This window comes from Rahnella sp. 2050 (genome assembly GCF_040544515.1).
GTDB lineage: Bacteria > Pseudomonadota > Gammaproteobacteria > Enterobacterales > Enterobacteriaceae > Rahnella > Rahnella aceris.
Genome location: NZ_JBEPKE010000001.1, coordinates 1,554,537 through 1,580,858, shown reverse-complemented (window position 1 = coordinate 1,580,858; position 26,322 = coordinate 1,554,537). Strand labels below are relative to the sequence as shown.

Below are 26,322 nucleotides of genomic sequence, written 5' to 3'. Positions count from 1 at the left end.
GGCCAGAGATGAAACAGATTGATGAGCGTCTGCGTGACCATTACGCAGAACTGACGCCGCAGGAACAGCGGGTGGCCGACTTTATTTTTGCCAGTATTGACGACCTGATGAGCTATAACAGCGCCGAACTGGCGCGGCTTAGCGGCGTATCGAAAGCCACGGTCAGCCGCCTGTTCAAACGCCTCGGTTACCCGAGCTACCGCGATATGCGCGATGAAATGCGCACCCTGCGCCAGAGCGGGATGCCGCTGACCGACAGCCGCGACGCAGTGCAAGGTAACACCTTGTTATCACGGCACTATAAACAGGAAATGGCCAACCTGACGCAGTGGATTAACCAGATTGATGGCACCCAGTTCGGTGCGCTGATCGCCGCCCTGAATCAGGCGCGGCAAGTACGTTTGCTGGGTTTTCGTAACAGTTACCCGGTGGCGCTGCACCTGCGTCAGCAACTGATTCAGGTGCGCGCTGGCGTGATGATAATGCCGCAGCCGGGGCAAACGCTGGCGGAAGAACTGGTGGATCTTACCGCGCAGGACGTGGTGATATTCGTCGCTTTCCGCCGCAGGCCGCGCATGGCGAAGGCAATTCTGATGCAGTTACAGTCACTTGGCGTGCCGGTGTTGTTGATTTGCGAGCCGCAGGCGCAGACACTTATCCCGCTGGCAACCTGGCATCTGGCTGCTCCGCTCGACAGCGTATCGGCGTTCGACAGTTATTCTTCTGCCATGAGTCTGGCGAATTTGCTCAGCAATGCATTGCTGCACGATATGCTCGCTTCAGGCCGCCAGCGTATTCATCAGATAAGCGATTTGTATAACGATCTGGATGAGCTGGAGCAGCGCTGATTCCCGTTTGAAGAACAAATCGGGCGCTTTTCTGGTGCTTGCGCACAATTTCAGTGCATCATATTTTTCATTGGTTCACGCTTTTTGCCCTGATTCAGGGCAAAAAAACCTCTTCTGATCGCGCCTCTCATTGTCTAATTCCTTGTCATACCGTGACTTTGTGCACAATTTTTCTGCTGCACGGCTTTTGGCACATTCGTTGCAAAGCTATAAACATAAGAATCTATCGTTCCAAAAACCTTTCACCGGAGATAATCTATGAACATGAACAAACGGCTGTTGGCATGGGCAGGTGCGGCAATGCTGGTGCTTCAGGCATCCAGCGTAATGGCGGATCAGTTGCAGGATATTCAGAAACGTGGCGTGCTGCGTGTGGCTGTTCCTCAGGATTTCCCGCCGTTTGGTTCGGTGAGCAAGGATTTGCAGCCGGAAGGTTATGACATCGATATGGCGCATTATCTGGCCGATAAGATGAAACTTAAGTTGCAACTGGTGCCGGTCACCAGCGCCAACCGCGTGCCTTATCTGCAAACGGATAAAGTCGATCTGGTGATTTCAAGCCTGGGTAAAAACGCTGAGCGCGAAAAAGTCATCGACTTCAGCAACGCTTACGCACCGTTCTTCCTCGGCGTGTTTGGTGCCCAGGGTGACAAACTGTCCGACCTGAAAGAACTGTCCGGTAAAACCATCGGCGTGACCCGTGGCGCGGTGGAAGATCTGGCACTGACCGGCGTGGCACCGAAAGATGCCAAAATTCAGCGGTATGAAGACAACAACACCACGCTGTCTGCATACCTTTCCGGCCAGGTGGAATACATCGCTACCGGCAACCTGGTGGTCGCCGCGATTGCCCGCATGAACCCGGCCAAAGCACCGGTTTCGAAAGTCATGCTGAAAGATTCACCATGCTACGTCGGTCTGCGTAAAGACGAACCCGCGCTGAAAGACAAAGTGAATGAACTGATCGCCGAAGGCATCAAAGACAAGACGCTGAATACACTGTCTGAAAAATGGATGAAGGCACCGCTGCCAGCGTCCATCGGCGCGTGATCAGAGGCCTGACGGAGATCTTTCATGACCTATCAGCTTAACTTTAGCGCGCTATGGCCTTATATGCCGGAACTGCTGGCCGGTTTATGGACCACCATTGAGCTGACGGTAATGGCAACGGTTGGCGGTGTCGCAATAGGGATTTGCGGCGCGGCCATCCGCTGCGGCAACCATAAAACCCTGCGTGCGGTCTGGGGCGTGTATGTCGAAGCCATCCGTAATACGCCGTTTGTGGTGCAGCTGTTTTTCATTGTCTTTGGCCTGCCAGCCATTGGCCTGAAAATGACTGCCGGTGAAGCGGCGCTGCTGGCGATGCTGATTAACCTCGGCGCCTACAGCACGGAGATTATCCGCGCCGGTATTCAGGTGACGCCGAAAGGTCAGTGGGAAGCCGGGCGCGTGCTGGGATTAACCCGCAGTCAGACGTTTCTGCGCATCGTGCTGCCGCCGTCGCTGAAACGCATTTATCCGTCGCTGGTCAGCCAGTGCATTATCGTGATGCTCGGATCTTCCGTGGTATCGCAGGTGTCCTATGAAGAACTGACGTTTGCCGCGAACTTAATTCAGTCGCGCACCTTCCTCAGTTTTGAAGTGTATCTGGTCACCACGTTGTTTTATTTATTGCTGTCGGTTGCGATGCGTCAGTTGTTGCTGCTGGCCGGACGCCGTGTCTTTGGGAGTGAAAACTGATGATGACCTTCACCGACTGGGACATTGTGCGCAATCTCCTGCTGGCGGCGCGCTGGACGTTATTGTTGTCGCTGACCGCTTTTATCGGCGGCACGCTGGTGACGTTGCCGTTGCTGTTACTGCGTCTCACCAAACGCCGCTGGCCGACGCTTTTTGTCCGTCTGTATTCCGAGCTGTTTCAGGGCACGCCGCTGCTGATGCAGCTATTCCTGGCCTTCTTCGGCCTTGGCCTGTTTGGAATTAATGTCAGCCCGTGGACCGCCGCCGCGCTGGCGCTGACGCTGTATACCAGCGCTTATCTGGTGGATATCTGGAGCGGCAGTATTGCCGCATTACCGAAAGGCCAGTGGGAAGCGTCGCGCTGTCTCGGCCTGAATTTCGGCCAGACGTTATGGCGGGTGATCACCCCGCAGGCGCTGCGCATTGCTATCGCGCCGACCGTCGGGTTTTCCGTGCAGGTGGTGAAGGGGACCGCGCTGGCCTCGATTATCGGTTTTGTCGAACTGACCAAAGCCGGAACGATGCTGAACAACGTGACGTATGAGCCGTTCAAAGTGTTTGGATTAGTGGCGCTGGGCTACTTCCTGATGTGCTATCCGCTGTCCCGTTACAGCCAGCATTTAGAAAAATCATTGCGTGGAGAGAAACAGTAATGCCACTGATCACCATCAACCAGGTTCAGAAATTTTACGGTCAGAACCACGTACTGAAAGGCGTGGATCTGGATATTGACAGCGGCGAAGTGATTTCGATCATCGGCCGCAGCGGTTCAGGCAAAAGTACGCTGTTGCGCTGCATGAACGGGCTGGAAGGCTATCAGGAAGGCAGCATCAAACTCGGCGGGATGACCATTACCGACCGCGATTCTCAGGCGCGTGACATCAGCCGTTCCGTGGGCATGGTGTTCCAGAGTTTCAATCTTTTCCCGCACATGACCGCGCTGGAAAACGTCATGCTGGCGCCACGCCGCGTGCTGAAAAAGTCCGCTGCCGAATGCCGTGAACTGGCCGCGCAGATGCTGGCGAAAGTCGGTCTGGCGGATCGCATGGATTATTACCCGTCGAATCTTTCCGGCGGCCAGCAGCAACGCGTGGCGATTGCCCGTGCGCTGGCCATGAACCCGAAAGTGCTGCTGTGTGATGAAATCACCTCGGCGCTGGATCCGGAACTGGTCGGCGAAGTATTGAAAGTGCTCGAGCAACTGGCGAAAGAAGGCATGACGCTGGTGCTGGTGACACACGAAATGAATTTTGCCCGCGAAGTGGGTGACCGCGTGGTGTTTATGCATCAGGGCACCGTGTGGGAACAGGGCGAAAGCCGGGCGCTGTTTGCTAACCCGCAAACGCCGGAGTTAAAACAATTTATAGCATCCGTACGCGGCCTTACTGAGGCTGCCGCAAGCTAACATCGTAAAGGATTAACTATGTCAGATTTCATCTCTCCCGGACAAATCAACCCGCCAACCCGTCTGCTGATGGGGCCGGGACCCATCAATGCCGATCCGCGCGTACTGCGGGCGATGGCGAGTCAGCTGGTCGGGCAATATGATCCGGTGATGACCGGCTACATGAACGAAGTGATGGCGCTGTACCGCGCCTTGTACAAAACCGACAATCAGTGGACGTTCCTGATCGACGGCACCTCGCGCGCCGGTATCGAAGCCGTGCTGCTTTCCGGTATCCGTCCGGGCGACAAAGTGCTGGTGCCGGTGTTTGGTCGTTTCGGTCATCTGCTGTGCGAAATTGCCCGTCGCTGTCGTGCGGAAGTTCATACCCTCGAAGTGCCGTGGGGCGAAGTGTTTGATCCGCAGCAAATCGAAGATGCGATTAAATCCGTTAAACCGCGCTGGTTGCTGACCGTGCAGGGCGATACCTCCACCACCATGTTGCAGCCGCTGGAGCAACTGGGTGAAATCTGCCACCGTCACGGTGTGCTGTTCTACTCCGATGCCACGGCGTCCTTTGGCGGTAACCCGCTGGAAACCGACGCATGGGGTTTAGACGCCGTATCTGCCGGTTTGCAAAAATGCCTCGGCGGTCCGTCAGGCAGTTCGCCGGTGACCATCAGCCCGCGCTTTGAAGAACAAATCCGCCGCCGTAAATGTGTCGAGCAAGGTATCCGTACCGCCGACCATGCTGATGGCGACGACGAGATGATCTACTCCAACTATTTCGATCTGGGGATGATCATGGATTACTGGGGGCCGGAGCGTCTTAACCACCATACCGAAGCCACAAGCATGCTGTTTGCGGCGCGTGAATGTGCGCGCATCATTCTGGAAGAAGGGCTGGATACCGGCATCGCCCGTCATAAATTACACGGCGGCGCATTACTGGCAGGCATTCAGGGCATGGGGCTGGAAGTGTTCGGTGACCTGAATAACCGCATGAGCAATGTACTCGGCGTAGTCATTCCACCGGGCATCCACGGCGAACAGGTTCGCCAGATGATGCTTAATGATTTCAGCATTGAAATCGGCACCTCATTTGGTCCGCTGGCCGGGAAAATCTGGCGTATCGGCACCATGGGTTACAACGCGCGTAAAGACTGCGTGTTGCAAACGCTGGTGGCGCTTGAAGCGGTGCTCAACCGTCTCGGCTTTGCATCGAAATACGGCGCAGGAGCGCAGGGTGCCTGGGATCATTACGCGGGAGGTCAGTAATGGCTGAAGCTTTTACGCTGGCTGCGGTTTCAGAAAGCGCAAAGCTTGCCGCTGAACGGGTGATGGCGCGTTGCGACGCACTCGCCGCCATCAGCGAAACGCCGGGACAACTGACCCGCGTCTATCTCTCGCCGGAACATTTGCAGGCTAACCGACAGGTGGGCGAGTGGATGACTGCCGCCGGGATGCGTGTCTGGCAGGACAGCGTCGGCAATATCTGCGGGCGCTATGACGGGCTGGATGCGACAGCACCGGCCATTTTGCTGGGATCACATCTCGACAGCGTGCGTAATGCCGGGCGTTACGACGGCCCGCTGGGCGTGCTGACCGCGCTGGAGGTGGTGGCGCATTTGCATCAGAACGGCATTCGTTTGCCGATGGCGGTGGAAATTGTCGGGTTCTGCGATGAGGAAGGCACACGTTTTGGCATCACGCTGCTCGGCAGTCGTGGACTGACCGGTACCTGGCCCGCGGACTGGCTGGAACGTCAGGACGCGCAGGGGATTTCGGTCGCCCAGGCGATGCGTGATGTCGGGCTGGATCCGCTGAGAATCGGCGCATCACAGCGTGCGGTCAGCGACTTTTGCGCTTACCTGGAATTGCACATCGAGCAGGGGCCGTGCCTGCAAACGGCGGATGTGCCGCTCGGCGTGGTCACGGCGATTAACGGCGCGCGTCGCCTGAATTGTGAATTTACCGGTCACGCCGGTCATGCCGGTACCGTGCCGATGGGGCAGCGTCAGGACGCGCTGACTGCCGCCGCCGAATGGACGCTGGCCATTGAAAGTATCACCACCGCCACCGGCCGCAATCTGGTGGCGACAGTGGGCACGCTGGAATGCCTGCCGGGTGCGGTGAATGTCATTCCGGGACAGGTGAAATTGTCGCTGGATGTACGCGGACCGCGTGATGATGATTTATCGGCACTGCTGGAAACGCTGCTGGCGAAGGGCCGCGATATTGCTGCACGTCGCGGGCTGACGTTTGCCGCCGAACAGTTTTATGGCATCAGCGCGACTGAATGTAACGACGGTTTACAGCATCGTCTCAGCCAGAGTGTTTTGCATTTACAGGGGCAGGCGATGTCGCTGCCAAGCGGCGCAGGGCACGACGCGATTGCTATCGCTGAATGCTGGCCGGTCGGCATGTTGTTTGTGCGCTGCAAGGACGGCATCAGCCATCATCCTGATGAATCGGTCACCACCGGCGACGTGGCTTACGCGGTGCAGGCGTATATCAATACGGTGCTGAGCTTTGCTGAGGGACATTTATGACCTTTGAAGAATTCAACGCATTATCCGAATTCGAAGCCGTTGCGTTGTTACGCCCGCTGGTGAATATCCCGTCGTGGGCGAAAACCGTCAGCGATGCGCGGCCTTATGCTTCTGTGCAAGACGTATTGCACAGCGCCGGAGCGGCCTGCGAAAACTGGCAACCGGAAGATATTACTCAGGCGCTGTCGGCGCACCCGCGTATCGGTGAACGCGCCGCCGGTGCCACTAAAGAAGCGCAGCTTTCCCGTGGCGAACAGGCGACGCTCAATATCAGCCAGCAGGCAGTGATTGATGCACTGCACGAGGGGAATCTGCGTTATGAGCAGCGTTTCGGGCGGGTGTTTCTGATCCGCGCTAAAGGGCGCAGTTCAGGGGAGATCCTTGATAATCTGCAACGGCGGCTACAGAATTCGCCGGAGGCTGAAGATCAGGAAACGGCGCAACAACTCAAAGAAATTACCCTGCTGCGTTTAAAGGAGATATTTCAATAATGACCCGCATCACTACCCATATTCTCGATACGTCTTTAGGGCAGCCCGCGGCGAATGTGCGCGTCTGGCTGGAATGTATTGAAGGGCAGAACGTCACGCTTATCAGTGAAATCCAAACCGATGCCGATGGCCGCGCCGCAAAATTAACGCCGGAACCGGCCACCTCCGGGCATTACCGGTTGTGTGCGGATATCGGCGCGTATTTCGCCGCCACCGGTCGTGAGACGCTGTATCACTCGGCGATCATTGATGTGGTGATCGACGGTGATCAGGATCATTACCATCTGCCGCTGCTGATCAGTCCGTATTCTTATTCAACGTATCGCGGCAGTTAGATCTTTCTGTCAGTCAGCCCATCAGCAGGTGCGGATGTTTAAGCCGCACGCTTTGGGTCAGCGCGGCGTGGCTGACATCGCGGTCACGGTTGCCCTGACGTACCTGTTGCAGGAACGCCATCAGCAGCGGATTTGGCCGCTCGCGGCGTGACATCAGCTCCGGCTGCCCCTGCACACCCATAAAGAACGGATGATTGTTCAGCTCAACAGCCTGCGCCTGTTCGCCACTTTCGTCATACCCTGAAACGATCAGCCCAGCGTTTTCCAGCTCAGCCAGCAAATGCGGATTCAGATAGCGGCGCTGGTTGTAGCGCAGCATAAATTCATCCCCCGTTTTATTGGCCAGCAGGCTGCCGTTGCGGGTAATGACCGGATGATTCCCCACACGCGGCTGCACGTGCTCGGCCAGCGGCAACGCGGTTTGCAGGCTGCCGAGCGTCGACGGCCCGTGCATCACCACGCGTTCCTGCCCGAGCACTTTCTGCCCCAGCGCAGTGATCATCTGATGCATACCCTGATTAATCCCTAATACCGGCGTCTGGTTTTCCAGAGCCCAGGTGGCGGTCGCCAGTTGTCCGGCCTGCGTGTCGCTGCGGGTGAGTGTCGCGCCCGGCAACATAATGCCGTCAACCTCAAACAGCGTGCAATCAAGCTGGCTGCCCAGTAACGTCGATGGCACATAGATCACATCAATGTTCATTGCCAGTGCATCGGCGGCGTCTCCCAGTGCAGCCAGCATCGCCGGATAACTGTCACGCTGCTCGGTAAAATCCCCGACCAGTGCCACGCGCAGGGTTTTTCCTGCCCGCATGACCGGTTGTGAAACCGGGCCTAATGCCCAGCGGCCAAAGGCATCACGCCCCCAGCCGTTGCTGCGAATTTTGCCGGTGATGCCGTCTTCCAGCTGGAATTTATCCTGATTACGCACCACGGTTAATGATTCAATTTCAATACCCTGTTCCGCGATTTGCACTGCCAGTTCTGCGGATAACGGTTCACGCAACGGTACGACGATATCTTCTTTAAGTGCCCGATAAATCAGGGATTCAACACCGGATTCTTCACCCGCACCGCGCCCGGTCAGGCGCTCAAGCCACAGCAGTCCGCTGGTCAGTGCATGCCCTTGCGCCGTCACGTGCTGGCGGGCATTCGGGTAACGTTGCGCATCATGGCTGACGGGAAAGTGACACAGCGGCAAAGCGCGTAGCTCAGCAAGTATCGCTGCCATCGCGCCGTACAACGCAGGTTCGGGCGTGGAGTGGGCAATAAAGGTGATAGTCATCAGTGATCCTCTGTCAGATGTTTTTGCGGGGGTATTGAATGCAAGAAGTGATCCACACCGGGATGTTTTTACATGCGCTGACAAAAAGACAGGGGCAGCTCGCAAAGCGGATTTTTCGTCACACTTCATTGCTATAAAACGGCGCGCTGTTCAGACCATAACGCGCTAAGGTAGCGCCAGTTGTTCTAACCCATCATTCATTAAGGAAGCATCATGTCAGCATCGCTTTATGGCAGTACGGCGGCACAATTTGTTCGTGGTTTACAAAATCTTTCAGCCTTGCTGGAAAAAGGCGCGGCATGGGCAAAGGAAAACGGAAAATCAGAAGAAGAAGTCCTGAATACCCGTCTGGCAGAAGATATGTATCCACTGGCGCGACAGGTGCAAATCACCAGTGATATGTCGAAAGGCGCAATTGCCCGTCTGGCCGGTATCGCCGCGCCTGCAATGGAAGACAATGAAGTGACATTCGCCCAGTTGCAGGAGCGCATCGCCAAAACGCTGCGTTTTATCGAAAGTGTGGATGCACAACAGCTGGAAGGCGATGAATCCCGTGAGATCGTAGTGAAAGGCAGAAATCGTGAAATGAAATTCACTGCGCACAGCTATGTTACCGTGTTTGCCGTGCCGAACTTCTACTTCCACATCACCACCGCCTACAACATTCTGCGCCATCTGGGCGTGAACATCGGTAAAATGGACTTTATTGGTGGGAACTAAACAGACAGGCAGGAATTAAAAATGCCCCGGACTGAAAAGTCCGGGGCATTTTTTTAGTCATGTAACAAATAGGTATCGGCATCGCGCCAGGCGGGGAAGGTTTCGCGGTAATCCTGTAACGCTTCCAGCGACAACTCTGCGTCGATAATCATCGCCGAACCCGGCTCAGCACGCGCCAGCTCTTCCCCCTGCGGATTAATAATCAGGCTGTCACCGCTGTAGTAGTGGCCGTTGTCATCGGTGCCGACGCGGTTGCATCCGGCGACATAAGCCTGATTTTCAATCGCCCGGGCGGCGAGCAGCGTCTGCCAGTGGCGGCTGCGCGGGGCAGGCCAGTTGGCGACGTAAAGCGCCAGGTCATAATCCTGCCGGTTGCGGGAATACACCGGAAAACGCAGGTCATAGCAGACTTGCGGCAGAATACGCCAGCCTCGCCATTCCACGATTTCACGACGTTTACCCGCTACATAATAATTGTGTTCACCGGCCATGCGGAACAGGTGACGTTTATCGTAAAAATGCACCTTGCCCTGCGGTTCAACCAGCAGGAAACGGTTTACGGCGCCTTCCGTAGTGCTTAACGCCACACTGCCGCCAATCATCGCCCCGAGTTGTTTCGCCCACTGTTGCAGCCATTGCACGACACGCGATTCAGGCAGCGCACTGCCCGGTGCCTGCATGGCGAAACCGGTGGTAAACATTTCAGGAAGAACAATCAGGTCGCGGCCGGTCAGCGCACTGAGCAGGCCGTCGAAATGTGCGAGGTTCGCCTCGCCATCCAGCCACACCAGCGGCTGTTGCAATACGGACAGTTTTAAAGTTGACACAGGCGCTCCGAAGCAGCGTCCAGCGTGGCTTCCTGTTTGGCAAAGCACAGCCGGATCAGTTTATGTGGGAAAGGCGCGGCGCAGAAGACCGACATCGGAATGGCCGCTACGCCCACATGTTCAGTCAGCCAGTGGCAGAATGCAACATCGTCTAAACCGGAAACCTCGCTGTAATCGACCAGCAGAAAATAGGTGCCCTGGCTCGGTAAAACTTTCAGGCGGCTGTTCGCCAGCCCTTGCGCCAGACGGTCGCGCTTGGCCTGATAAAAGGCCGGTAATTCCTGCCAGTGTTCCGGCGCTTCACGCAGCATATCCGCCAGCGCCAGCTGAACCGGCGTGGTGACGGAGAAGGTCAGATACTGGTGCACCTTGCGCAGTTCGGCGCTGATCACCGCCGGTGCGATGCAATATCCCACGCGCCAGCCGGTCATGTGGTAAGTCTTGCCGAACGACGATACGGCAATGGCGCGCTGACGCAGCTGCGGATGTCGCAGCACGCTGGCGTGACCTTCCGGCGCAAAACAAATGTGCTCGTACACTTCATCGCTCAGCACGAAAATGTGTTTATCCGCAATGATCTGCCAAAGCTGCCCGACGTCGCTGTGGCTCCAGACGGTAGCCGACGGGTTATGCGGCGTGTTGATGATCACAAGCTTTGTGCGGTCGGTAATCTGATCGGCGAATTCCGCCCAGTTCACTTTGAATTCCGGTGGATGCAACTGAATGCGTTTCATCACGCCGCCTGCCAGTTCTACCGCCGGGGCGTAACAGTCATAGCTCGGGTCGAAAGCAATCACTTCGTCGCCTTTCGACACCAGCGCGGTGATGGCGATATACAGCGATTCTGTCGCGCCCGCCGTGATGGTGATGTCGGTGTTGGCGTCCGGTGCATAGCCGTAAATCTGTTCGGTTTTGGTGGCAATCGCTTCGCGTAACTGCGCCGTGCCGGTCATCGGGGCGTACTGGTTCGCGCCCTGACTGACGTGATACGCCAGACGATCCCTCAGATATTGCGGGCCGTCGAAATCAGGAAACCCCTGCGACAGGTTAATGGCATTGTGTTTCTGCGCCAGCGCACTCATTTGGGTGAAAATCGTGGTGCCTAATGCAGGAAGTTTACTTTCGGGGATCAATGCTGCTGTGCTCATGGCGGGTCAATACTCCTGGACCGTTGACCTGACAGGCGTCAGGTGTGCAAATAGCGATGTTGCTCACAATATAACACGATGTTAATATTTGGCAATCGAGACGCTTAGATGGCTAAATGCCAATTCGATCTAAGCCGCAACACATTGAATATATCGCGGTAAATAGCGTCAATTTCATTCCGAACTCCGTCCCTCAACGCACAGCTTTTCAGGAATACGATGACAGAGAATTTGCAACTGGGCGCGCTGCTGGCAGCCTGTCACTGGATTGGTCAGAAGGGCTGGAGCCCGGCAACGGGCGGCAATATGTCCGTCCGCGAAGGCGATGCTCATTGCCTGATCACCGAATCGGGAAAAGATAAAGGATCACTCACCGCAGACGATTTCCTGCTGGTGGAACTGGAAAGCGGCCTTGCGCCCAGCGGACGTCGTCCTTCTGCGGAAACCGGGCTGCACACCATGCTGTATTCCCGCTATCCTGAAACAGGCGCGGTGCTGCATACCCATTCGGTCAATTCGACAGTGTTATCGCGGGTAGAACGCAGTGGTGCGCTGGTGCTGGAAGGCTATGAGATGCAGAAATCGCTCAGCGGCCAGACCTCGCACCTTGATCAGGTGGTGATCCCGATTTTCGACAACAGTCAGGATATTCCCGCGCTGGCGCAGAAGATCATCGCATCAGCGGAGCACGCGCCGTTGCAGTATGGTTTTCTGCTGCGCGGTCATGGGCTGACCTGCTGGGGACGGGATGTGGCCGAAGCGCGCCGCCATCTGGAAGGGCTGGAATTTTTATTCCAGTGTGAACTGCAACGTCGCCTGCTGGAGGCTAAATGATCCGCGCCATTGTGACTGATATTGAAGGTACCACCACGGATATCCGTTTTGTGCATCAGGTGTTGTTCCCGTATGCCCGTCAGCGTCTTGCTGAATTCCTGCGCCATGAGCATGAACAGCCGGACGTTGCGGCGGCACTGGATGCCTTACGCGCAGAAATCGACCGGCCACAGGCCAGCGTCGAGGCGCTGATTGAACAACTCTTTACTTACATGGATAACGACGTGAAATCGACGTCGCTGAAAGTGTTGCAGGGCATCATCTGGCGTACCGGCTATGAAAACGGCGATTTTCGCGGGCATCTGTATGCTGACGTCGCACCGCAGCTGGAAGCGTGGAAAGCTGAAGGTCTGCAACTTTGCGTGTATTCCTCGGGGTCGGTGGACGCGCAAAAGCTGTTGTTTGGTTACAGCGATGCCGGTGATTTAACCTCACTGTTCAGCGGATATTTCGATACCCGCGTCGGTGCTAAGCGTGAAACCGAGTCATATCAGAACATCGCTGAGCAACTGATCCTGCCGCCGCAGGATTTACTGTTTTTATCAGACATCCGTCAGGAGCTGGATGCCGCGCGCTTAGCGGGCTGGCATACCTGTCAGCTGATCCGCGATGACGCGGACGAACTCAGCGATCACCTGCAAGTTAATCGTTTTGATCAGATAGCCTTAGAAACATTCTTATAAGAGGGTTGACCATGAGTGCATTAACGATTTTTAGTGACCAGGATCCTTCCGCACCGTTGTGGGAAAGCCGCGACGGGGACGCGATCGCTGCTGAGCTGAGCAAAATTGATGTGCGTTTCGAACGCTGGCAGGCTGACCGCGATTTAGGCGAGAACCCGCAGCCGCAGGACGTGATTGCCGCCTATCAGCATGAAATCGACAAACTGGTCGAAGAGAAGGGCTATCAGAGCTGGGATGTGATCAGCATGCGCCCGGACAACGAACAGCGTGAGGTGCTGCGCACCAAATTTCTCTCTGAACATACACATGGCGAAGACGAAGTGCGTTTCTTCGTCGAAGGTGCCGGGCTGTTTTGCCTGCATCTGAACGGCAAGATTTTTCAGATCCTGTGCGAGAAAAACGATCTGATTTCCGTACCGGCTAATACCCGCCACTGGTTTGACATGGGCGGATCCCCGTCGTTTACCGCGATCCGTGTATTCGATAATCCGGAAGGCTGGGTGGCGCATTTCACCGGCGACACGATTGCCGATGCGTATCCGCGGATGGGGGAGTAAGCTTTGACTCCCTCCCCTGCGAAGGGGAGGGTTGGGGTGGGGTTTTAAAGCAAAATCAAGATGTTGAAGTGTGCTTTAACTGAGGTGTTAGCCCTTAAAACCCCCTCCCAGCCTCCCCCTTCGCAGGGGGAGGAGTAAAACCGAGTTGTTCGCCACAGTTTGCCGGGAGGAGAAAAGATTACTTCAACGCCTTCGCAAACACACCATCCCGTACCTGCTCCGGCGTCACCACCCCCACATCCAGCACCCATCCGCTGATCAACTCCGCCGGTGTGACATCAAACGCCGGGTTATAAACCTGCGCACCGAGCGGCGCCCATTGTACGGAACCAAAGCTGCCGGAAACGCCGGTCACTTCATTTGCCGCGCGCTGTTCGATAGGGATGGCGGCACCGTTCGGGCAGTGCGGGTCATGGGTGGTATGCGGCGCGGCAACATAGAACGGAATACCGTGATATTTCGCCAGCACCGCCAGGCTGTAAGTGCCGATTTTGTTGGCGACATCGCCATTCGCAGCAATGCGGTCAGCGCCGACCCAGATGGCATCAACGCGTTTTTGCGCCATCAGGCTGGCGGCCATCGAATCACAAATCAGCTGATAAGGAATGCCCAGCTCGCCAAGTTCCCACGCGGTCAGGCGCCCCCCTTGCAACAACGGACGGGTTTCATCCACCCAAACCTGTTCTATATTGCCCTGTTCATGGGCTCGGCGGATCACGCCGATGGCCGTGCCGACGCCCGCTGTTGCCAGGCCGCCGGTGTTGCAGTGGGTGAGCAGACGGCTGCCGGGCGTGACCAGTTTTGCGCCGTGAGTGGCAATGCTGTCGCACAATGTCTGATCTTCATCCACCAGCCGCAATGCTTCTTCCACCAGCGCTTTCACGTAATCAGCTTGTTGCAACGCGGCCTTCATACGGTCGAGATTGTTCATCAGATTCACTGCGGTCGGGCGCGAGGCACGCAATGTCTCCAGAGCCTGATGCAATTCATCCTGCGCCATTCCCTGCTCGGCCAGCAGCGCCAGCAACAGACTGGCGGACAAACCAATCAGCGGCGCACCGCGTACGCGCAGGGTGCGGATGTGATCCACCAGTTCGCTGACATCACGGCATTCGCGCCAGTCTGAACGTTGCGGCAGAGCTTGCTGGTCGAGGATCCACAGCTGGTTTTCACGAATACGTAAACTGGTGGTTGTGAGGCTTTGCATTGTTAGTTAAATCCTTGTTGCCCGGTTGCATCTGTTCACTTATTCTGCCAACATGCTTCACGGATGTATAGACGTCTAAACGCTTTAAAGGCTAAAAAAAGAATTCGAGAGGTCAGGATGTCACGCTACTACACATTTACCGCCAACGATGCCGTTGAATATGCCCGTCAGTTTGGTGGCGTGGCGGATCCGCAATCTCTTGTCACGGCCGATGAAATCGGTGACGGAAACCTGAACCTGGTGTTTAAGATCCGCGATACTGCGGGGAAAAGCCGGGTGATTGTCAAACAGGCGCTGCCGTACGTGCGGTGTGTGGGGGAATCCTGGCCGCTGACGTTAGATCGTGCGCGCATTGAAGCTGAAACCCTGATTATCCACGGCCAGTATTGTCCGCAGCACACGGTTAATGTGTTGCATCACGACGCTGAACTGGCGGTGATGGTGCAGGAAGATTTATCGGATCATCAGATCTGGCGCAGTGAACTGGTACTGGGGAAACATTACCCGCAGGCGGCAGCCCAACTGGGTGAGTATCTGGCACAAACACTGTTTCATACTTCCGATTTCTACCAGAATGCGCAGGCCAAAAAAGCCGAAGTCTCGCGTTTTACCAACCCTGAATTGTGTCAGATCACCGAAGATCTGTTCTTCACCGATCCGTATGTTGACCATGAGCGCAATAATTTTGAGCCGGTATTGCAGCCGGCGGTGGATGCACTGCGTCAGGACAAACCGCTGCGTCTGGCTGTGGCCGCGCTCAAGCATCGTTTCCTGAGCAAGGCCGAAGCGCTGTTGCACGGTGATATTCACAGCGGATCGATTTTTGTTGCTGAAGGCAAACTGAAAGCCATTGACGCGGAGTTCGGTTATTACGGCCCGATGGGCTTTGATCCCGGTTCTGCTATCGGCAACCTGTTGCTGAACTATTGTGGTCTGCCGGGGCTGCTGGGTGTGCGCGAGGCGGCGGACGGCCGCGAGCAGCGCCTGAAAGATGTGCGTGAACTGTGGATGAGTTTCTCAGAGCGTTTCCTGCAACTGGCGCGGGATAAATCTCAGGATCCGACGCTGGCGGAAACCGGCTATGCCGGACTCTTTTTGCAGGAAGTCTGGCACGATGCCGTCGGTTACTGCGGCGCGGAGTTAATCCGTCGCACCATCGGCCTGGCACATGTTGCTGATCTCGATACCATTAAAGATGATGCGATGCGCGCCGACTGCCAGCGCCATGCGCTGAGCCTTGGGCAAAAACTGATCCTCACTGCACAACAAATCGGCGATGTGGAGTCACTTATTGCGCGGATACGTCAGTTCAGCTAATCCTGTAAGTTTCTTGTATAATGCCCGCCTTCGAGGTGCGTAGGGGTAAACCCGGTGGCATTTCCTCGGTTTACTTTTAACAGGAATACAGAATTATGATGCATAACCATGTCTTACGCAGCGTGCGCTACATGTTGGATTTAAGCGAAGGCCAGCTGATCGAGATCCTTAAAACCACCGGTACGCCCGTCAGCCCTGACGTGATGTCGCGTTATCTGAAAAAAGAAGACGAAGAAGGTTACATGGAAGTGCCTGACGAAGTGATGGCGAACTTCCTCAATGGCCTGATTACCTTCAAACGCGGTAAAGACGATCGCTTCCCGGCACCGGAAGTGGAAAAACGCCTGACCAATAACATCATGCTGAAAAAACTGCGTGTGGCGTTTGAGCTGAAAACCGAAGACATGATTTCTGTACTGACGGCGGCTGATTTCAAAGTGTCTGAAGGTGAACTGAGCGCATTCTTCCGCAAAGAAGGCCACAAAAATTATCGTCCGTGCGGCGATCAGGTGATGCGTTATTTCCTGAAAGGGCTGACGGCGAAAGTGCGTCCTAAAAAAAGCTGAATATAAAGTATTCATGAAATAAATATTTATATACTGAATACTTTAATAGTGAATAATAAGCGGGAGCCTTTTTTAAAAGGCTCCCGCTTTACGTTTATTTACTCTGTAATGACGAAATTTCGTTATTTTACTTCCCACATCACGTTTCTCTAGTTTATTTTTGACAGCATATTAATTCGGAAACTATCTTCATCCTTCGCCGTAATACCTCAGGGCACTATTTCAAAAAATAAAACACCGCTGTTAATTGACTGGCAGCGGGTAATTTTTATAGTGAAAAGGATATCTTATTATGACAAAAATTAAACTATTGGCCTTATTCGTCGGATTCGCCATTTCGGGTTCTGCGGTTGCCGCCAAGTCTGGAAGCAGCCTTGAAGCCCGTATGGCACAGCTTGAGCAGCGTCTTCAGCAGGCGGAAACACGGGCTGAAACTGCCGAAAAACAAATCCAGCAGTTGAAGCATCAGGATATTAAGCGCGAGCAGGAAATTGCCCGCGTGAAAGAAGCCAGTCCGGTAGAAGTTAAAAAGGATGGCATATCGGAAGACAAATTATTAACACTTAATGGATTCGATAATTTAAAACTGTACGGTGATGTGGAATTTAACGTTGACGGTGCGAGCCGCAGCGGGCAATTAACCTCCGTCAGAACCAGTGACAATAAAAACTGGAAATCGGGGAATAATGAGCGTTGGGATGTTAACGGACGGTTATTAATCGGTCTTGATGGTTATCGTCGAAATGATAATGGTCAGTTCTCCGGTTTCTCTGTGCAGCCAACGGCTGACCTGAACGGTTCAATGAATCTTGATGATGCCGCTTTCTTCTTCGGTGAAGAAAAAAACTGGATGGCAAAAATCGGCCGCTTCGAAGCTTACGATATGTTCCCGCTTAATCAGGACACCTTCGTCGAATACTCCGGGAATACCGCCAATGATCTGTACGCCGACGGCTACGGTTATGTCTACATGATGAAAGAAGGGCGCGGTCGCAGTGACAGCGGCGGCAACATCATGCTGAATAAGAATATCGGCAACTGGTATTTCGAGCTGAACACCCTGCTGGAAAACGGCACCTCACTGTTTGCTGAGCAAAACTACCACGGCAACCAACTTGAGAATGATAAAAACGTCGCGTACCTGCGTCCGGTCATTGCCTGGAAAGGGGATGCGTTCTCTGTGGCGGCGGCAATGGAAACCAACGTGGTGAACAATGCGTATGGCTACACCGGTGAAAATGGCGAATTCGTTGATCAGTCCAAACGTAATGGTTATGGCATGACCATGACCTGGGACGGGCAGAAAGCTGACCCTGAGAACGGCGTGGTGGCTAACCTGAGCACGGCCTATATGGATGCATCGGATGAAAAAGACTTCACCGTCGGTGCCAATGCCTTATGGAAACGCTTCGAGCTGGGCTACATCTATGCGCACAACAAAATCGAAGACTTCAGCATCAATGGCGTCCGCGCATCCGATTACGACGATGACTGGTTTGATGAACCGGGCAGCTACGACATTCATACCGTTCACGCCAGTTACCTGATCCCGAACGTGATGGATATGGAAAACTTCAACGTGTATCTGGGCGCTTATGTCTCCATGCTGGAAGCAGATAAAACCTACAGCGGCGATGATGACAGCGATGAGCGGTATGGGGCGCGGGTACGCTTTAAATACTACTTCTGATTACCCGTCATATTTCGCGTCACAGATGCGTTGGCTGCACTCCCAGGGTGAGTGAGCTTACCGCCTTTCTGCAACACGAACTATTTAGGGTAATATGTATGTATCTTCATAAATAATAAAAGCCTGAGTGCGTAAACACTCAGGTTTTTTTATGGATTAACAGTTAAATCAGGCAGCTTCGGTGTGGCGGGGTTTCGCCTCAGCCTTTTTTACGCTGTCTTTCTCCGCTTCTGGTTTTTGTGCGGCCAGTGCGTCAGGTTCAAACTCATCGACGTTGATTGAACGCAGACGGCTTTCTTCCGCACGGCTCAGGATACGCGCATCGTCGGCGCTCAGATGACCGGCATCCAGACCTTTTTGCGCCAGAATATCCAGACGGGTGAACGGCAGTTTTTTGCCCATCGTTTCGCACAGACGTTTGTGAACCGGCTCAGCGGCCAGAATATCCTGCAAGGCTTCTTCCAGCAGACCGACCGGGTTGTGCTCGCCGGGTGTCAGATACTGACCACGACCGATGCGGCTGCGTGTCGCTGAAGGCACCTGCAGAATACGCGCCAGTTGGTGATCCAGACGATCAGACGGTGCGGAGTGCGAACGGCCCAACGGGAAAATCACCAGGCGCATTACGCCAGCCACAAAACGGTTCGGGAAGTTACGCAGGAGATCGTCGATAGCGACTTCGGCCTGATGCAGACAATCCTGCACGCCCCAGTGTACCAGCGGTAAATCCGCTTCGTGACAGCCTTCTTCGTCATAACGTTTCAGCGTCGCCGTCGCCAGATACATCTGGCTGAGGATATCACCGAGGCGGGCGGAAATGCGTTCGCGACGTTTCAGGCTGCCGCCGAGCACGCCCATCGACACATCAGCCAGCAATGCCAGGTTAGCGCTCAGACGGTTGATGTGCTGATAGTAACGGGCGGTTTTATCATTGACCGGCGTATCACTGGTGCGGCCGTTAGTCAGACCGAGCCAGAAACTGCGCATTTTGTTACTGCCGACGTGGCCGATATGCCCGAACAGCGCACGGTCAAAATCAACCAGATCGTTTTTCTCCGCCGCCGCCATTTCACGAAGAACATAAGGATGACAGCGGATCGCACCCTGACCAAAGATGATCATGCTGCGGGTGAGAATGTTGGCACCTTCCACGGTAATCGCAATCGGCGCCCCCTGATAAGCGCGGGCCACGAAGTTGCTGCTGCCGAGCATAATGCCTTTACCGCCGGTGATATCCATCGCATCCATCACGGCGCGCTGGCCACGGTGAGTACAGTGGTATTTGACGATAGCGGACAGCACCGCTGGTTTTTCACCCAGCATAATGCCGTTCGTGATAAGCGTTGCGGCGGCATCCATCACGTAAGCGTTACCGGCAATGCGCGCCAGCGGTTCTTCGATACCTTCCATTTTACCGATAGGCAGTTTGAACTGACGGCGGATATAGGCATAAGCCCCGGTCGCCAGCGCCAGAGATTTCAGGCTGCCGGTAGAGTTAGACGGCAGCGTGATGCCACGACCGACAGACAGACATTCCACCAGCATACGCCAGCCCTGACCGGCCATTTTCGGGCCGCCAATGATGTAATCGATCGGTACAAAAATATCGCTGCCGCGCGTCGGACCGTTCTGGAATGGCACGTTCAGCGGGAAGTGGCGGTGACCAATTTCAACACCGGCGGTGTCTGTTGGGATCAGCGCACAGGTAATGCCCAGATCCGTTTCGTTGCCGAGCAGGTGATCGGGATCTTTCAGTTTAAATGCCAGGCCCAGCACGGTGGCGATAGGTGCCAGCGTGATGTAACGCTTGTTCCAGGTCAGGCGCATGCCAAGCACTTCCTTACCCTGCCACTGGCCTTTACACACGATACCAAAGTCCGGGATGGCACCGGCATCAGAACCCGCTTCCGGGCTGGTCAGGGCGAAACAGGGAATTTCCAGACCTTCGGCCAGACGCGGCAGATAGTGATCTTTCTGCTCCGTGGTGCCGTAATGTTGCAGTAATTCGCCTGGCCCGAGGGAGTTCGGCACACCGACGGTGATCGCCAGAATGCCTGACACACCGGCCAGTTTTTGCAGCACACGCGCCTGCGCATAAGCCGAGAATTCCAGACCGCCGTACTCTTTCTTAATGATCATCGCGAAGAAGCGGTGTTCTTTCAGATACGCCCACAGTTCCGGCGGCAAATCAGCCAGTTCATGGGTGATCTGGAAGTCATTCGCCATACGGCAGGCTTCTTCAACCGGCCCGTCAATAAAGCGCTGCTCTTCCTCTGTCAGTTGCTGCTCAGGATAATCCTGCAATTTCTTCCAGTCTGGCTTGCCACCAAACAGGTCACCTTCCCACCAGGTGGTGCCTGCTTCAATCGCTTCTTTTTCCGTGCGCGACATTGCGGGCATCACTTTACGGAAGGTGCGAAGCGCCGGGCCGGAGAACAATGAACGGCGCATGACAGGGATATTGAAGGGCAGGAGAATGATCGCCAGCGGCAATAACAGCCAAAGTGTCCACAGATTAATGGCACCCATAACCGCCGTAAACGCCAGTAAAATCAGGCTGCTCAGGGCGAGATTGACCTTGTGATAGAACAACGCACCAAGGATCACGATAAATGCAACAATGCTAAGAACCATCATAGTAAAGCTCCTGAGTAGTAGGAGGTCTGACCTGTTGTAGGGATATAATGGTTTTAGTTCATGCCCATTTCTTTATCAATGTGTTTACATACTAATTACAACGCAGCTCACAAACCGGCCGCACGAAGCGTCAAAAACAGAAACTATCGGAATCATTACCGCTTCATGGCTTCTCGCTGTTTCGGCTTTCCGTTAAACTGCACAGCGGAACGTTTTATTGCTATCGGCCGTGCTGAAACCGGCTGCAAATGGACATAAAAGAGGCTGCTATGTACCAGGATATTATCCGTACTGAACTGAACGAAGCTGCTGACACGCTGAATAAATTCATCAGCGATCCGGCAAATATTGAGTCTATTCAACGTGCAGCGGTGCTGCTGGCCGATTCATTCAAAGCGGGTGGGAAAGTGATTTCCTGTGGTAACGGGGGTTCACACTGCGATGCCATGCATTTCGCCGAAGAACTGACAGGCCGCTATCGTGAAAACCGTCCGGGCTATCCGGCAATTGCGATTTCTGACGTCAGCCACATCTCTTGCGTCGGCAACGATTTCGGTTACGAATACATCTTTTCCCGTTATCTGGAAGCCGTAGGCCAGAAGGGCGACGTTCTGCTGGGCATTTCCACTTCCGGTAATTCCGGTAACGTGATCAAAGCCATCGAAGCCGCACGTGCTAAAGGCATGAAAGTTATCACCCTGACCGGTAAAGATGGCGGGAAAATGGACGGTTCAGCCGATGTGGAAATCCGCGTTCCGCACTTTGGTTTCGCTGACCGCGTGCAGGAAATCCACATCAAAGTCATTCATATTTTGATTCTTCTGATCGAAAAAGAGATGGCAAAGGCATAAGCCTTTTGCCGTAAAGGAGGCTGGTGATGTGCGAATTGCTCGGGATGAGCGCTAACGTTCCTACTGATATTTGTTTCAGTTTCAGTGGATTAGTGCAGCGTGGTGGCGGGACCGGCCCGCATAAAGACGGCTGGGGCATCACCTTTTATGAAGGGAATGGCTGTCGTACTTTTAAAGATCCGACGCCAAGCTTTAATTCGCCCATTGCCCGCCTTGTTCAGGAATATCCGATCAAATCCTGCGCGGTGATTTCTCATATCCGTCAGGCAAACCGTGGTGAAGTCGCGCTGGAAAATACTCATCCGTTTACCCGCGAACTGTGGGGACGCAACTGGACTTATGCGCACAACGGTCAGCTTCGTGGTTATCGTCAGCTCGATACCGGTACGCTGCGTCCGGTGGGCCAGACCGACAGCGAATACGCCTTCTGCTGGTTACTGCACAAACTCACCCAACGCTATCCGCGCCGCCCTGCAAGCTGGCCGCCAGTGTTTCGCTATATTGCGTCGCTGGCTGATGAATTACGGCAGAAAGGGGTGTTTAACATGTTGCTGTCGGATGGCAATTTCGTGATGGCCTATTGCTCGACGAATTTGCACTGGATCACGCGGCGTGCGCCTTTCGGCAAGGCAACGTTGTTGGATCAGGATGTGGAAATTGATTTTCAGCAGCAGACGACACCGGATGATGTCGTCACCGTGATTGCCACGCAACCGCTGACGGCGAACGAAACCTGGAACAAAATTGCTCCAGGTGAATTCGCATTATTTCATCGGGGCGAACGCCAGCTGTGAAGGCAGCGGGGTATTGGACAACGGTTGTAGCACTTCATATCTACCGTCAGTGACCACGACATTTGGTGGCTGATGGTGTTTCTCAAAGTACGCATATCCCGGCTGTAACTGGTTCCAGAAACTGTAATAGCTGGAGTTTTTATGCGCCTTCATGTTGGCATCGGTCATCCTGAACGGGTAAATGCTAATCTTTAAATTGCGTTGCCCGAACTGGAATGCCGCCTGTACGTAGGTGAATATTTCGTCCATGTAGCCGTCGGTCATGGCGTAGCAACCAATAGACTTACAGTTACCGTGGATCATCAGATACTTACCTGAATAACCCTGCGAGATATCATAAGCATTGGGGAAACCGATGTTGATGGCGCGATAAAAGCGGCTGTCGGGTTTCAGGTGGTGAATATCCACGTTGTAGAAACCTTCCGGGCTTTTGAAATCGCCTTCGCGACGTTTATTTCCCAAACCGCCGGAAAAATCGCAGATGCCATAACTGCCGATCAGACGAAATTCGCCGTCGAGCTGAGCATACAATTCGAGTTTACGTTCCTGTTTGAAGATCTGGATATAAACAGGTGCACCCAGTAATTGTTTTTTTAGTGCCGCGTTGACCGGGACAGCATCGCTGGCCACGGCGTAATTTGCTGTAAATAAAGGCAAACTGAGGAGCATCGCAAGAAACAGCGCGATTCTGATCATTCTAAGTCCTGCTCGGTAATAATTTTGATTATTTTGTCTACAGCTGAACTGCCTGTAAGACCGCCACTGATTTTCTTCTTATGTACTGTCTGTCGGAAACGCTGTCATATTAATACTGATTAAATTTTTAGCAATCACCAAATAATGAATAATGACTTTAGGAATAGGAAAATTATTACGTTGCCATTAATGGTGATTAATTAAGTCAAACTAACCCTCATTTTCTATGTTGGACATCCCTGTATTCAACTGTATACTTATACAGTTATTGAGGGGGAGGGTTATGCGTAAAATCATTCATGTGGATATGGACTGCTTTTTCGCTGCGGTCGAAATGCGCGATGATCCTTCCCTGCGCGACATTCCTATTGCCATTGGCGGCAGTCGTGACCGCCGTGGTGTTATCAGCACCGCTAATTATCCTGCCCGCAAATTTGGCGTGCACAGCGCGATGCCCACCGGCATGGCACTGAAACTTTGCCCGCACCTGAAAGTGATCCCCGGCCGAATGGAGGCCTATAAAGAAGCGTCAAACCATATCCGCGAAATCTTTGCGCGTTATACGCCATTGATCGAACCGTTGTCACTTGATGAAGCTTATCTGGATGTTTCCCACGCGACGCAATGCAACGGCTCTGCAACGCTTATCGCTGCTGAAATCCGTCAGGCCATTTTCGATGAGATCCATCTGACGGCATCTGCGGGCATCGCGCCGATCAAATTTCTGGCAAAAATCGCCTCGGATCTGAACAAGCCCAACGGTCAGTTTGTGATCACGCCGGAAAAAGTCGGGGCGTTTTTACAGGATCTTCCGCTGAGTAAAATCCCCGGCGTCGGCAAAGTCACCGCTCAGCGTTTGCAGGAGCAGGGGCTGATCACCTGCGGCGATGTGCAGCGTTATGATCTGGCAAAACTGCTTAAACGCTTTGGCAAATTTGGCCGTGTGCTGTGGGAACGCTGTCAGGGTATCGATGAACGTGAAATTTCCCCCGAGCGGTTACGTAAATCGGTCGGCGTTGAACGCACACTGGCAGAAGATATCCACAGCTGGGAAGAATGCGTGTCGCTGATCGAACGTTTGTATCCTGAACTGCAAACACGTTTAAGCCGTGTCAGCCCGGATCTGCGCATCGCGAGGCAGGGTGTAAAACTCAAATTCCATGATTTCCAGCAGACCACGCAGGAACACGTCTGGCCGGTGCTGAATAAAGAAGATCTGCTGAAGGTCGCGCGTGAAGCCTGGGAACAGAGGCGTGGCGGAAGGGGAGTCAGGCTGGTGGGATTGCATGTGACGTTGCAGGATCCGCAAATAGAGCGGCAGCTTCTGCTTCCCTGGGAATAATCCCCGTCATCCTTCAAACTGTCTCTGCGTTGGCTGCCTTCGCAAACCCCGGTCACATACTTGTGTATGCTCCCGGGGATTTACTCAGTTGCCGCCTTGATACAGCCCGAATGATTTAGGGGACCGATCGAGTATTAACCGCGTTCAGGAATCGCTTTCAGCAGGGCCGTCAGCAGTTTCCAGTACAGCTCGACGCTGGCGATTTCCACCTGCTCATCCGGCGAGTGTGGCCCGGTGATGGTTGGCCCGATGGAAACCATGTCCATGTCCGGGTACGGTTTTTTGAACAGACCGCATTCCAGACCGGCGTGGATCACCATGATGTTCGGAGTTTTATTGAACAGCGTCTGGTAAGTTTCACGCACCAGCGTCATCACTGGTGAATTCGGCTCAGGTTTCCAGCCAGGATAGCTGCCTTTTGCCAGGCTTTTCGCGCCAGCCAGTTCACTCAGTGAATTGAGCATGCTGACCACATATTCTTTACCGCTGTCGATAAGCGAGCGGATCAGGCTGTTGATCGCCACTTCGTCATCTTTCATGGTGACAACACCGACGTTCAGCGAGGTTTCTACCACGCCTTTCACGTCATCACTCATGCGGATCACGCCGTTTGGCGTCGCGTTCAGCAGGGCAAGGAATTTACCCTGAGTTTCTGCGGTCAGCGCTTTAGCGTTGCTTTCAGCCGCTTCCACCACGAAGGCAATTTTCTTCTCTACCGCTGACAGTTCGAACTGAATCGTTGCCAGGAATTCTTGTGCTGCCGCTTTCAGCGCGTCTGCTTTATCAGCAGCAACAGCAAGGGTCACAATCGCTTCACGCGGGATAGCGTTACGCAGTGTGCCGCCGGTGAAGTCGAGCAGGCGCAGACCAAGAGTATCAGCGTTGTCTGCCAGGAAACGTGCCAGCAGTTTGCTGGCGTTGCCCAGACCTAAGTGGATTTCCGCGCCGGAGTGGCCACCTTTCAGGCCTTTCAGGGTCAGTTTCAGCGTGCTGAAACCGGCCGGAACCGCTTCACGGCTCAGCGGCAGTGTGGCGGTAAAATCAATCCCGCCAGCGCAACCCATGTAGATTTCGCCTTCGGTTTCAGAATCGGTGTTGATCAGAATTTCAGACTGTAACCAGTTCGGTTGCAGGCCGAATGCGCCTGCCATGCCGGTTTCTTCGGTCATGGTCAGCAACACTTCCAGCGGGCCGTGTTCTACGCTGTCATCAGCCAGAACCGCCAGCGCGGACGCCATACCGATACCGTTATCAGAACCCAGCGTGGTGCCGCGGGCTTTTACCCAACCGTCTTCGATGAAGGGCTGGATCGGATCTTTAGTGAAATCATGAACAGTATCGTTGTTTTTCTGCGGCACCATATCGAGGTGAGCCTGCAGTGCAACGGCTTTGCGGTTTTCCATGCCTTTGGTGGCGGGTTTGCGCAGCAAAATGTTGCCAACTTCATCACGCTCAGCGTGGATACCTTTTTCCTGTGCCCATTCAACGATGTGTTTTGCCAGCGCTTCTTCATGATAGGAAGGGTGCGGAATTGAACAAATTTTGGCAAAAATATCCCACAACGGTTGTGGCGAAAGCTGAGACAGTTCAGACACTATAAGTCTCCTGTGACAGTCAGCTCATTCAGGCTCCGTTTGCAGGGGAACTGACTGAGATGCTGTAGGTTTAAGGTTAAGTAATCCCCGCCAGACTGTGTGGCGAGTGGCCTGACAGAATATCACTTAATCTTAACCTGTGCGCGGGGACGGGGAGAAATTCCGGGATTTTTGGGCGGCTGAAGCCAGATAATCGCTGGTTTTTGTGAACCGGACTCACTATAAT

General features: G+C 54.2%; 26 protein-coding genes. 19 read left to right on the top strand and 7 right to left on the bottom strand.

Annotated elements, in window-relative coordinates; translation table 11 throughout:
* The first annotated feature begins 8 nt into the window (after positions 1 to 8).
* The 9 genes from ABIC79_RS07055 (at position 9) to uraH (ending at position 7,350) form a co-directional block, all read left to right on the top strand.
* Positions 9 to 848, top strand: a complete 840-nt coding sequence (locus ABIC79_RS07055; RefSeq protein ID WP_037036543.1) for a MurR/RpiR family transcriptional regulator — start codon at positions 9 to 11, stop codon at positions 846 to 848.
* 258 nt (positions 849 to 1,106) lie between these two features.
* Entirely contained in the window at positions 1,107 to 1,898 is a 792-nt protein-coding gene (locus ABIC79_RS07050; protein ID WP_037036542.1) for a transporter substrate-binding domain-containing protein, read from the top strand.
* Between the two features lie 24 nt (positions 1,899 to 1,922).
* Positions 1,923 to 2,588, top strand: a complete 666-nt coding sequence (locus tag ABIC79_RS07045; RefSeq protein WP_013574264.1) for an amino acid ABC transporter permease — start codon at positions 1,923 to 1,925, stop codon at positions 2,586 to 2,588.
* 2 nt (positions 2,589 to 2,590) lie between these two features.
* Positions 2,591 to 3,241, top strand: a complete 651-nt coding sequence (locus ABIC79_RS07040; RefSeq protein ID WP_099049209.1) for an amino acid ABC transporter permease — start codon at positions 2,591 to 2,593, stop codon at positions 3,239 to 3,241.
* Positions 3,241 to 3,993: an amino acid ABC transporter ATP-binding protein gene (locus ABIC79_RS07035; protein ID WP_037036540.1), complete on the top strand. Its 753-nt coding sequence runs from the start codon at positions 3,241 to 3,243 to the stop codon at positions 3,991 to 3,993. The genes ABIC79_RS07040 and ABIC79_RS07035 overlap by 1 nt, the downstream gene beginning before the upstream one ends.
* Positions 3,994 to 4,011: 18 nt before the next feature.
* On the top strand, positions 4,012 to 5,250 hold the full coding sequence (locus ABIC79_RS07030) for a pyridoxal-phosphate-dependent aminotransferase family protein (RefSeq protein WP_013574267.1): 1,239 nt from the start codon (positions 4,012 to 4,014) through the stop codon (positions 5,248 to 5,250).
* Positions 5,250 to 6,524: an allantoate amidohydrolase gene (gene hpxK, locus ABIC79_RS07025; RefSeq protein ID WP_112197224.1), complete on the top strand. Its 1,275-nt coding sequence runs from the start codon at positions 5,250 to 5,252 to the stop codon at positions 6,522 to 6,524. The genes ABIC79_RS07030 and hpxK overlap by 1 nt, the downstream gene beginning before the upstream one ends.
* Complete coding sequence (uraD, locus tag ABIC79_RS07020; RefSeq protein WP_166859922.1) at positions 6,521 to 7,015, top strand: 2-oxo-4-hydroxy-4-carboxy-5-ureidoimidazoline decarboxylase; 495 nt, start codon at positions 6,521 to 6,523, stop codon at positions 7,013 to 7,015. Before hpxK ends, uraD begins: the two co-directional genes overlap by 4 nt.
* Entirely contained in the window at positions 7,015 to 7,350 is a 336-nt protein-coding gene (gene uraH / locus ABIC79_RS07015) for a hydroxyisourate hydrolase (RefSeq protein ID WP_354566653.1), read from the top strand. The genes uraD and uraH overlap by 1 nt, the downstream gene beginning before the upstream one ends.
* 13 nt (positions 7,351 to 7,363) lie before the next feature.
* On the opposite strand, the gene ABIC79_RS07010 is transcribed toward uraH, so the two are convergent.
* Positions 7,364 to 8,632, bottom strand: a complete 1,269-nt coding sequence (locus ABIC79_RS07010; protein ID WP_119261314.1) for a glutamine amidotransferase-related protein — start codon at positions 8,630 to 8,632, stop codon at positions 7,364 to 7,366.
* A 213-nt stretch (positions 8,633 to 8,845) separates the two neighbouring features.
* On the opposite strand from ABIC79_RS07010, the gene ABIC79_RS07005 reads away from it, so the two are divergent.
* Entirely contained in the window at positions 8,846 to 9,352 is a 507-nt protein-coding gene (locus ABIC79_RS07005) for a DUF1993 domain-containing protein (RefSeq protein ID WP_013574272.1), read from the top strand.
* 53 nt (positions 9,353 to 9,405) lie between these two features.
* Here the strand turns inward: ABIC79_RS07005 and ABIC79_RS07000 are convergent, their stop codons facing one another.
* Both ABIC79_RS07000 and ABIC79_RS06995 read right to left on the bottom strand, forming a co-directional pair.
* On the bottom strand, positions 9,406 to 10,179 hold the full coding sequence (locus ABIC79_RS07000) for an amidohydrolase (RefSeq protein ID WP_112151324.1): 774 nt from the start codon (positions 10,177 to 10,179) through the stop codon (positions 9,406 to 9,408).
* Positions 10,167 to 11,327 (bottom strand): pyridoxal phosphate-dependent aminotransferase, encoded by a 1,161-nt coding sequence (locus ABIC79_RS06995; protein ID WP_354566652.1) that lies wholly within the window; start codon positions 11,325 to 11,327, stop codon positions 10,167 to 10,169. Before ABIC79_RS06995 ends, ABIC79_RS07000 begins: the two co-directional genes overlap by 13 nt.
* A 219-nt stretch (positions 11,328 to 11,546) precedes the next feature.
* Between ABIC79_RS06995 and ABIC79_RS06990 the strand changes: the two genes are divergently transcribed.
* Genes ABIC79_RS06990 through ABIC79_RS06980 form a run of 3 tightly spaced genes read left to right on the top strand, consistent with a single transcriptional unit; the run spans position 11,547 to position 13,401 of the window.
* On the top strand, positions 11,547 to 12,161 hold the full coding sequence (locus tag ABIC79_RS06990) for a methylthioribulose 1-phosphate dehydratase (protein ID WP_013574275.1): 615 nt from the start codon (positions 11,547 to 11,549) through the stop codon (positions 12,159 to 12,161).
* Positions 12,158 to 12,844, top strand: coding sequence for an acireductone synthase (gene mtnC / locus ABIC79_RS06985; protein ID WP_013574276.1), 687 nt, complete (start codon positions 12,158 to 12,160; stop codon positions 12,842 to 12,844). The genes ABIC79_RS06990 and mtnC overlap by 4 nt, the downstream gene beginning before the upstream one ends.
* A gap of 11 nt (positions 12,845 to 12,855) precedes the next feature.
* Entirely contained in the window at positions 12,856 to 13,401 is a 546-nt protein-coding gene (locus ABIC79_RS06980; protein ID WP_166859927.1) for a 1,2-dihydroxy-3-keto-5-methylthiopentene dioxygenase, read from the top strand.
* 178 nt (positions 13,402 to 13,579) lie between these two features.
* Here the strand turns inward: ABIC79_RS06980 and mtnA are convergent, their stop codons facing one another.
* Positions 13,580 to 14,608 carry an S-methyl-5-thioribose-1-phosphate isomerase gene (mtnA, locus tag ABIC79_RS06975; protein ID WP_153374800.1) on the bottom strand — a complete coding sequence of 343 codons (1,029 nt, stop codon included), beginning with the start codon at positions 14,606 to 14,608 and terminating at the stop codon, positions 13,580 to 13,582.
* A gap of 117 nt (positions 14,609 to 14,725) precedes the next feature.
* Here mtnA and mtnK point away from each other — a divergent pair, with 117 nt between their 5' ends.
* The 3 genes from mtnK (at position 14,726) to ABIC79_RS06960 (ending at position 18,181) form a co-directional block, all read left to right on the top strand.
* Positions 14,726 to 15,925 (top strand): S-methyl-5-thioribose kinase, encoded by a 1,200-nt coding sequence (gene mtnK, locus ABIC79_RS06970; protein WP_354566651.1) that lies wholly within the window; start codon positions 14,726 to 14,728, stop codon positions 15,923 to 15,925.
* 95 nt (positions 15,926 to 16,020) lie between these two features.
* Complete coding sequence (locus ABIC79_RS06965) at positions 16,021 to 16,491, top strand: YehS family protein (protein ID WP_013574280.1); 471 nt, start codon at positions 16,021 to 16,023, stop codon at positions 16,489 to 16,491.
* Positions 16,492 to 16,783: 292 nt separating this feature from the next.
* Positions 16,784 to 18,181: a carbohydrate porin gene (locus ABIC79_RS06960; RefSeq protein WP_354566650.1), complete on the top strand. Its 1,398-nt coding sequence runs from the start codon at positions 16,784 to 16,786 to the stop codon at positions 18,179 to 18,181.
* A gap of 168 nt (positions 18,182 to 18,349) precedes the next feature.
* On the opposite strand, the gene fadE is transcribed toward ABIC79_RS06960, so the two are convergent.
* Positions 18,350 to 20,818, bottom strand: coding sequence for an acyl-CoA dehydrogenase FadE (gene fadE / locus ABIC79_RS06955; protein WP_121019606.1), 2,469 nt, complete (start codon positions 20,816 to 20,818; stop codon positions 18,350 to 18,352).
* 269 nt (positions 20,819 to 21,087) lie between these two features.
* Here fadE and lpcA point away from each other — a divergent pair, with 269 nt between their 5' ends.
* Both lpcA and ABIC79_RS06945 read left to right on the top strand, forming a co-directional pair.
* Positions 21,088 to 21,669, top strand: a complete 582-nt coding sequence (gene lpcA / locus ABIC79_RS06950) for a D-sedoheptulose 7-phosphate isomerase (protein ID WP_013574283.1) — start codon at positions 21,088 to 21,090, stop codon at positions 21,667 to 21,669.
* Positions 21,670 to 21,695: 26 nt separating this feature from the next.
* On the top strand, positions 21,696 to 22,463 hold the full coding sequence (locus ABIC79_RS06945) for a class II glutamine amidotransferase (RefSeq protein WP_015696178.1): 768 nt from the start codon (positions 21,696 to 21,698) through the stop codon (positions 22,461 to 22,463).
* On the opposite strand, the gene dpaA is transcribed toward ABIC79_RS06945, so the two are convergent.
* Complete coding sequence (gene dpaA, locus ABIC79_RS06940; protein ID WP_013574285.1) at positions 22,434 to 23,159, bottom strand: peptidoglycan meso-diaminopimelic acid protein amidase; 726 nt, start codon at positions 23,157 to 23,159, stop codon at positions 22,434 to 22,436. The two genes, ABIC79_RS06945 and dpaA, sit on opposite strands and share 30 nt — an antisense overlap.
* Positions 23,160 to 23,442: 283 nt before the next feature.
* Here dpaA and dinB point away from each other — a divergent pair, with 283 nt between their 5' ends.
* Complete coding sequence (dinB, locus tag ABIC79_RS06935) at positions 23,443 to 24,501, top strand: DNA polymerase IV (protein WP_121019605.1); 1,059 nt, start codon at positions 23,443 to 23,445, stop codon at positions 24,499 to 24,501.
* Between the two features lie 134 nt (positions 24,502 to 24,635).
* On the opposite strand, the gene pepD is transcribed toward dinB, so the two are convergent.
* Positions 24,636 to 26,096, bottom strand: coding sequence for a beta-Ala-His dipeptidase (gene pepD, locus ABIC79_RS06930; protein WP_013574287.1), 1,461 nt, complete (start codon positions 26,094 to 26,096; stop codon positions 24,636 to 24,638).
* Positions 26,097 to 26,322 lie beyond the last annotated feature (226 nt).

What these genes read in the sequence shown, in the direction of transcription:
- ABIC79_RS07055 (WP_037036543.1), top strand. Translation starts at nt 9, where the DNA reads ATGAAACAGATTGATGAGCGTCTGCGTGACCATTACGCAGAACTGACG.
- ABIC79_RS07050 (WP_037036542.1), top strand. Translation starts at nt 1,107, where the DNA reads ATGAACATGAACAAACGGCTGTTGGCATGGGCAGGTGCGGCAATGCTG.
- ABIC79_RS07045 (WP_013574264.1), top strand. Translation starts at nt 1,923, where the DNA reads ATGACCTATCAGCTTAACTTTAGCGCGCTATGGCCTTATATGCCGGAA.
- ABIC79_RS07040 (WP_099049209.1), top strand. Translation starts at nt 2,591, where the DNA reads ATGACCTTCACCGACTGGGACATTGTGCGCAATCTCCTGCTGGCGGCG.
- ABIC79_RS07035 (WP_037036540.1), top strand. Translation starts at nt 3,241, where the DNA reads ATGCCACTGATCACCATCAACCAGGTTCAGAAATTTTACGGTCAGAAC.
- ABIC79_RS07030 (WP_013574267.1), top strand. Translation starts at nt 4,012, where the DNA reads ATGTCAGATTTCATCTCTCCCGGACAAATCAACCCGCCAACCCGTCTG.
- hpxK (WP_112197224.1), top strand. Translation starts at nt 5,250, where the DNA reads ATGGCTGAAGCTTTTACGCTGGCTGCGGTTTCAGAAAGCGCAAAGCTT.
- uraD (WP_166859922.1), top strand. Translation starts at nt 6,521, where the DNA reads ATGACCTTTGAAGAATTCAACGCATTATCCGAATTCGAAGCCGTTGCG.
- uraH (WP_354566653.1), top strand. Translation starts at nt 7,015, where the DNA reads ATGACCCGCATCACTACCCATATTCTCGATACGTCTTTAGGGCAGCCC.
- ABIC79_RS07010 (WP_119261314.1), bottom strand. Translation starts at nt 8,632, where the DNA reads ATGACTATCACCTTTATTGCCCACTCCACGCCCGAACCTGCGTTGTAC.
- ABIC79_RS07005 (WP_013574272.1), top strand. Translation starts at nt 8,846, where the DNA reads ATGTCAGCATCGCTTTATGGCAGTACGGCGGCACAATTTGTTCGTGGT.
- ABIC79_RS06995 (WP_354566652.1), bottom strand. Translation starts at nt 11,327, where the DNA reads ATGAGCACAGCAGCATTGATCCCCGAAAGTAAACTTCCTGCATTAGGC.
- ABIC79_RS06990 (WP_013574275.1), top strand. Translation starts at nt 11,547, where the DNA reads ATGACAGAGAATTTGCAACTGGGCGCGCTGCTGGCAGCCTGTCACTGG.
- mtnC (WP_013574276.1), top strand. Translation starts at nt 12,158, where the DNA reads ATGATCCGCGCCATTGTGACTGATATTGAAGGTACCACCACGGATATC.
- ABIC79_RS06980 (WP_166859927.1), top strand. Translation starts at nt 12,856, where the DNA reads ATGAGTGCATTAACGATTTTTAGTGACCAGGATCCTTCCGCACCGTTG.
- mtnA (WP_153374800.1), bottom strand. Translation starts at nt 14,608, where the DNA reads ATGCAAAGCCTCACAACCACCAGTTTACGTATTCGTGAAAACCAGCTG.
- mtnK (WP_354566651.1), top strand. Translation starts at nt 14,726, where the DNA reads ATGTCACGCTACTACACATTTACCGCCAACGATGCCGTTGAATATGCC.
- ABIC79_RS06965 (WP_013574280.1), top strand. Translation starts at nt 16,021, where the DNA reads ATGATGCATAACCATGTCTTACGCAGCGTGCGCTACATGTTGGATTTA.
- ABIC79_RS06960 (WP_354566650.1), top strand. Translation starts at nt 16,784, where the DNA reads ATGACAAAAATTAAACTATTGGCCTTATTCGTCGGATTCGCCATTTCG.
- fadE (WP_121019606.1), bottom strand. Translation starts at nt 20,818, where the DNA reads ATGATGGTTCTTAGCATTGTTGCATTTATCGTGATCCTTGGTGCGTTG.
- lpcA (WP_013574283.1), top strand. Translation starts at nt 21,088, where the DNA reads ATGTACCAGGATATTATCCGTACTGAACTGAACGAAGCTGCTGACACG.
- ABIC79_RS06945 (WP_015696178.1), top strand. Translation starts at nt 21,696, where the DNA reads ATGTGCGAATTGCTCGGGATGAGCGCTAACGTTCCTACTGATATTTGT.
- dpaA (WP_013574285.1), bottom strand. Translation starts at nt 23,159, where the DNA reads ATGATCAGAATCGCGCTGTTTCTTGCGATGCTCCTCAGTTTGCCTTTA.
- dinB (WP_121019605.1), top strand. Translation starts at nt 23,443, where the DNA reads ATGCGTAAAATCATTCATGTGGATATGGACTGCTTTTTCGCTGCGGTC.